Annotated in this window: 3 protein-coding genes and 2 pseudogenes; 2 read left to right on the top strand and 3 right to left on the bottom strand. The window is 68.1% G+C overall.

Features of this window, described 5'->3' with window-relative positions; translation table 11 throughout:
* The first annotated feature begins 205 nt into the window (after positions 1-205).
* Both ACGFMP_RS37140 and ACGFMP_RS37145 read left to right on the top strand, forming a co-directional pair.
* Positions 206-1,705, top strand: coding sequence for an alpha-N-arabinofuranosidase (locus tag ACGFMP_RS37140; RefSeq protein WP_393678518.1), 1,500 nt, complete (start codon positions 206-208; stop codon positions 1,703-1,705).
* Between the two features lie 182 nt (positions 1,706-1,887).
* Positions 1,888-3,483: a CocE/NonD family hydrolase gene (locus ACGFMP_RS37145; protein ID WP_393678520.1), complete on the top strand. Its 1,596-nt coding sequence runs from the start codon at positions 1,888-1,890 to the stop codon at positions 3,481-3,483.
* Positions 3,484-3,636: 153 nt separating this feature from the next.
* Here ACGFMP_RS37145 and ACGFMP_RS37150 read toward each other — a convergent pair.
* The 3 genes and pseudogenes from ACGFMP_RS37150 to ACGFMP_RS37160 form a co-directional block, all read right to left on the bottom strand.
* Positions 3,637-4,644: pseudogene (locus tag ACGFMP_RS37150) on the bottom strand (non-reducing end alpha-L-arabinofuranosidase family hydrolase); the annotation flags it as partial.
* Positions 4,639-5,052, bottom strand: a pseudogene (locus ACGFMP_RS37155) (cellulose binding domain-containing protein); the annotation flags it as partial. The pseudogenes ACGFMP_RS37155 and ACGFMP_RS37150, both read right to left, overlap by 6 nt.
* A 133-nt stretch (positions 5,053-5,185) precedes the next feature.
* On the bottom strand, positions 5,186-5,908 hold a 723-nt coding region (locus ACGFMP_RS37160; RefSeq protein ID WP_393678522.1), incomplete at its 5' end, for a cellulose binding domain-containing protein.

Here is a 5,908-nt window from a genome sequence, read left to right on the forward strand (position 1 = left end):
CACTCGCCATGCTCCCCGCACTCATCTTCTTCTCCATCTTCGAAAAGAAAATCGTCGGCGGACTCACCGGCGCCGTCAAAGGCTGACACCCACGAGAAACGCATGACCGTGACACGCTTGCCCGTGCCGTATCCCCGGCAGGGGCAGGCTGCTGAACGGAACCTTCGTTCAGCCCGCACCACCCCGTAGACAAAGGACCACTGAATTGCCCCGCGCCCACATCATGCTCGACAGGCAGGCCGTCATCGCCCCTGTCGGACGCCGCACCTTCGGCTCGTTCGTCGAGCACCTCGGCCGCTGCGTGTACACCGGGATCCACGAGCCGGGCCACCCGAGCGCGAACGACGACGGATTCCGCATGGACGTCGTCGAACTCGTCAAGGAGCTCGGCAGCACCACCATCCGCTACCCGGGCGGCAACTTCGTCTCCGGTTTCCGCTGGGAGGACTCTGTCGGCCCGCGCGAGAAGCGCCCGGTGCGCCGCGACCTCGCCTGGCACTCGCTCGAATCGAACCAGATCGGCCTGGACGAGTTCGCCAAGTGGCTCAAGCTCACCGGCTCGGAGCTGATGATGGCGGTCAACGTGGCCACCCGGGGCATCCTGCCCGCCCTGGACCTGCTTGAGTACGCCAACCACCCATCCGGTACGGCACTGTCGGACCTGCGCATCGCCAACGGCACGCCTGACCCGCACAACGTGCGCATGTGGTGCCTCGGCAACGAGATGGACGGACCGTGGCAGACCGGCTTCATGACGGCCGACGACTACGGCAAGATCGCCGCCCGTACCGCGGCCGCGATGAAGATGGCCGACAAGGACCTGGAACTCGTCGTCTGCGGCTCCTCCGGCTCCGGCATGCCGACATTCGGCGACTGGGAACGCACGGTGCTGGAACACAGCTACGACCACGTCGACTACATCTCGTGCCACGCGTACTACCAGGAGCTCGACGGCGACCTCGGCTCCTTCCTCGCGTCCGCGGTGGACATGGACTACTTCATCGACACCGTCATCGCGACCGCCGACCACGTGGGATACAAGAAGCGCTCGGACAAGAAGATCAACATCTCCTTCGACGAGTGGAACGTCTGGTACCTCAAGGAGCACCAGGAGTCCGAGGAGGTCAACACCGAGTGGCGCCACGCCCCTCGGCAGCTCGAAGACACGTACACGGTGGCGGATGCCGTCGTCGTCGGCAACCTGCTGATGACGCTCCTCAAGCGCAGCGACCGTGTCACCTCGGCCTCGCTCGCCCAACTCGTCAACGTGATCGCTCCGATCATGACCGAGCCCGGCGGGCCGGCCTGGCGGCAGACGACCTTCTTCCCGTTCTCGATCACGAGCAGACTCGCGTCCGGCCAGGTGATCCGCCCCGTGGTCGAGGCGCCGACCTACCAGACGGCCCGTCACGGTACGGCATCCGTCATCGACGCCGTCGCGACCGTCGACGAGGACCGCGCCGCGGTCTTCCTCGTCAACCGCGACCTCGCCGAGGCCGCACAGGTCACGATCGACGTGCGCGGCCTCGACTCGTCGCGCATCGTCGAAGCGGTCACGCTCGCCGACTCCGACGTGTACGCGAAGAACACGCTCACCGAGCAGGACCGGGTGACCCCGTCGGCGAACGTGAGCGCAACGCTCGCAGACGGCGTGCTCACCATCGACCTGCCACCGGTGTCATGGACCGCGATCGCCCTGCGCTGAGCGACGATACGACGCAGACACCGCCGGAAGCGGTGCGTGGCGGTCCCCAGGGCCGGCCACCCGACCCCGCCCACGCACCGTGACCGAAGGGCACGCAATGACCGGGATCCGCCGAGCGCTGTCCCGCCGGCTGCAGATGAGGCAGCCTCGCGGGGGTCACCCCGGGCCCCCACGACCTGGCGGTGCGGCGCGGCCTGCGCGTGCCCATGGACGACGGCATCGAGCTGATCGCCGACCTCTACACGCCCATCGGCGAAGTGAACCCGCCCCTGCCCACGATCGTCATCCGCTCACCGTACGGCCGCCGGAACTCCGTCACCCAGGCCGCGGCGCTTTCCCGCGAGGGCTTCACCGTCGTGGTCCAGAGCTGCCGCGGGACCTTCGGGTCGGGCGGGACCTTCGCCCCCCAGCTCGACGAGCAGGCCGACGGCATGGCCACCCACCGGTGGGTGCGCCGGCAGCCCTGGTTCACCGGCTCGGTGGCGACATACGGGGCGAGCTATCTGGGCTACACCCAGTGGGCGGTGGCCGGACGGATGCACAGGGAGGACCCCGCCCGCGCGCCTGACGCCCTCTGCCTGATCAACACCATGTCCGACTTCGGTGCGGTCACCTGGGACAATGGGGCCTTCTCGCTGCGCAACGCCCTCGGATGGTCACGAGGCATGGACTTGATGGACCGCCATGGCCTCGTCTCGATACTGCGCCGAATACCGCGGCCCGACCGAAGGCTGGAAAAGGCCTTCGGGGTACTGCCGCTCGGCGCCGGCGACACGGCGGCCGCCGGGCGCCAGATCAGCTGGTACCAGGACTGGCTCACCCACGAGGAACCGGCCTCCGGCTACTGGACGCAGCAGTCGCACACCAGCTCGGTGGCCGACGTGACGGCACCCGTCTACATGAGCACGGGCTGGTACGACATCTTCCTGCCCTGGCAGCTGCGCAACTACGCCCAGCTTGTGGGCACCGGCCGGCCGCCGCGTCTGACGATCGGCCCATGGGGCCACGTCCCCGACGGTGAGAACCCCTCTTTCACCGAGGCCGTCGCATTCCTCAAAGAGCACTTCACCGGGCGGGCGGGCAGCTGCGTCGCGCCCGTCCGCGCGTTCCTCACCGGTGCCCGGAAGTGGCACGACCTGCCCGCATGGCCACCGCCCGGCACCACGCCCCGACCGTGGCACCTGCACGCGTCCGGCCTGCTCGACCCGGCCGTCCCGGACGGTGGCACCACCCGCTACACCTACGATCCCGGCGACCCCACACCCGCCGTCGGCGGTCCGGGCCTCGACCCGGGCTCCGGGCCCGTCGACAACTCCGCGCACGAACTCCGCTCGGACGTCACCGTTTTCCGCAGCACCCCGCTGGAGGACGCCGTGGTCGTCGCCGGCGAGCCTGTCGCCCGCATCCGGTTCCGCTCATCCGCCGCCAGCGCAGATGTGTTCGTCCGCATCTGCGACCTGCACCCCGACGGCCGCTCCATGACCGTGTGCGACGGCATCCGCCGCATCGGAAGCGTCGGCACGGCCTCCACCGACCCGGAACCCGACCGCGACGGTTTCGCCGAGGTGGCAGTGCCGCTGTGGCCGGCCTTCCACCGGTTCGCAGCCGGTCACCGCATCGGCGTCCAGGTCAGCTCGGGCGCGCACCCCAGATATGCGCGCAATCCCGGCACCGGCGAACCTGCGGCCACCGCGGCGGCCACCGTCCTCGCCGAGCAGGAGATCTCCCACGACACAGCCCGCCCTTCCCGGCTCGACCTGCCGGTGTGGACCTCATGACCCCGTGCGTCTGCGCACCGAGGCCCAACCGGGCAGCCGCATGAGGGGAGGGGCCCCGGTCGGCCGGGGCCCCTCACTGCGGTGCCGATGGGTCAGCAGCCTGGTCCACCTGCCGGCAGGCTGTTGACGTTCGCCCTTGTTCTGCCGGCTGGCTCAGTGTTGGAGGGTGAGGAGGCCGGGTCGCCAGGGGAGTTGGTCGTAGGCGCCGCCTGCGTTGGGGTTTTTGCCTTGGTAGAGGAGTTGGAGGTTGCAGGGGTCGATGGTCATGGTCTGGTCGGGGTTGTTGCGGACGAGGTCGCCGTGGCTGATGTCGTTGGTCCAGGTGGCGCCGCTGTTGGCCTTGCCGGCGAAGGGGTTGCTCTCGCTGGCGGCTTGGGGGGTCCAGGATCCGCTGAGGCTGGTGGCGGTGTAGGAGCGGAAGTAGCGGCCGTTTGCGCCGATGGCTTCGACGATCATGAGGTACTGGTTCTGGTTTTGGACCTTGTAGACCTGGACTGCTTCGAAGAGGTTGTTGGTGGAGTCGCTCATGACGGTGGTGTAGTTGGAGCCGAAGCTGCCGGGGAAGTTCCCGATGGGCATGCTCGCGCGGTAGATCTTGCCGTTGTCACCGGCGAAGAAGAGGTACATGTTCTGGCTGTCGCCGATGAGGGTCTGGTCGATGGGGCCGGTGCCGGAGCCGGAGATGCTGCCGGTGAACAGCGGCTGCGGGGAGGACCATCCGTTGGGGTTGGTCGGGTCGCTGGAGGTGCGGTAGATGAAGGGCCATGCGCCCCACTGGTAGGTGAGGACCCAGATGTTCTTGGGGGCGAAGTAGAACAGGGTGGGTGCGACGGTGGACTGGCTCATCCCGGTCTGGCCGGTGGAGGCCATGTCGGACCAGTTCGTGAAGGGTTTGAACGCCATCGATCCGTAGGACGACCCTGACACGTTCGAGGCGTAGACGATGTGCTTGCCGTTGTAGACGACGTTGGTGAAGTCCTTCAGCGACACCCACCCGTTCGCCGGCTGCGCCAGCGCACCGGTCGACGTCCACCGGTAGGACGACGGAAGCGAACACGACCCACCCGACGTCGGCGGCGTCGTGGTGGGCGGAGTACTGGTCGGGGGCGTGCTGGTCGGCGGCGTGGTGGTGACGCTACCGGTGCAGGCGGTGCCGTTGAGAGCGAACCCGGTGGGGACGGGGTTCGTGGCGGTGTAGGCACCGTTGAAGCCGAAGCTGGTGGAGGCGCCCGTGGCCAGGCTGCCATTCCATGACGTGTTGGTCACCGTGACCTGTGTTCCGGTCTGGGTGTAGGAGCCACTCCACAACTGCGTGATGGTCTGCCCGCTGGCAAAAGCCCATGAGAGCTGCCAACTGGTGACCGGTGAACCCAGATTGGTGACATTGACGTTGGCGCCGAAGCCGCCGGGCCACTCGTTCGTGATGCTGTAGTCGACCTGGCAGCCACTCGCCGCCTGTGCGGACGTCGCCACGAAGGAGACGCCCGCGGCAGCGAGCACGGTGGAGAGCAGAGCGATCAGCAACGACTTGTAGCGTCTGAACGTGTATGTCCGTTTCACGGAACACACTCCTTGGGTGGGGGGGCAGGGTGTTGATTGCGCTGACGCGCGCGCGGCGCCGCCCGTCGTACATGCCGGGGAGAGCAGGAACGGGCGACGCCGCTGGGAGCGTCACCCCCCTGTCATGGGGGTGACGCCTGCGTCAGGAACCGGTGCAGGTGAGGGAGGGTGTCGAAGGAGTGCCGTTCGCGAGGAACCCGAAGGTGGTGGAGGCCGAGGGCTGGAGCGATCCGTTGTAGGACGCGTTGGTCACCGTCGCCGTCGAACCACTGGTGCTCAGGCTTCCGTTCCAGACCTGGGTGATGGTCTGTCCGCTGGACAGCGTCCATCGGACGGTCCAGCCGCTGATGGCCGCACTGCCCGCGGTGACCTTGACCTCCCCCTGGTAGCCGCCCGACCAGGAGTTCGTGGTGGTGTACGTCGCCGCGCACGCCCCTCCCCCGGTGCCGCCGGTGGTGGTCCCGCCGTTCGTCGTCCCGGAGGACGTCCCACCGTTCGTCGTGCCGGTGGTGGTCCCGCCGTTCGTCGTCCCGGAGGACGTCCCACCATTCGTGGTCCCGGAGGTGGTCCCGCCATTCGTCGTCCCGGAGGTGGTCCCGCCTGTCGCCGTGCCCGAGCCTGCGTTGAGGGCGTTCAACGTCGCGGTGTAGGCGGATTTGGGATTGCCGTTGCCGTCGAAGAGCAGCGGGCTGTCACCGCTTCGCCAGGAGTCGCTGTCCCGGATGCCCCAGACGGTGATGCCCGCGCACCGGGTCACGTGCAGGCAGGCGTTGACGGTGTTGGTGTAGTTGGTGGCCGAGGCCTGGGCGATGTCGAGTTCGGTGAGCTGGACGTCGACGCCCAGGGCCGCGAAGTTCGACAGGGT

It is taken from the genome of Streptomyces sp. NPDC049040, from assembly GCF_043197715.1.
Taxonomy (GTDB): Bacteria; Actinomycetota; Actinomycetes; order Streptomycetales; family Streptomycetaceae; genus Actinacidiphila.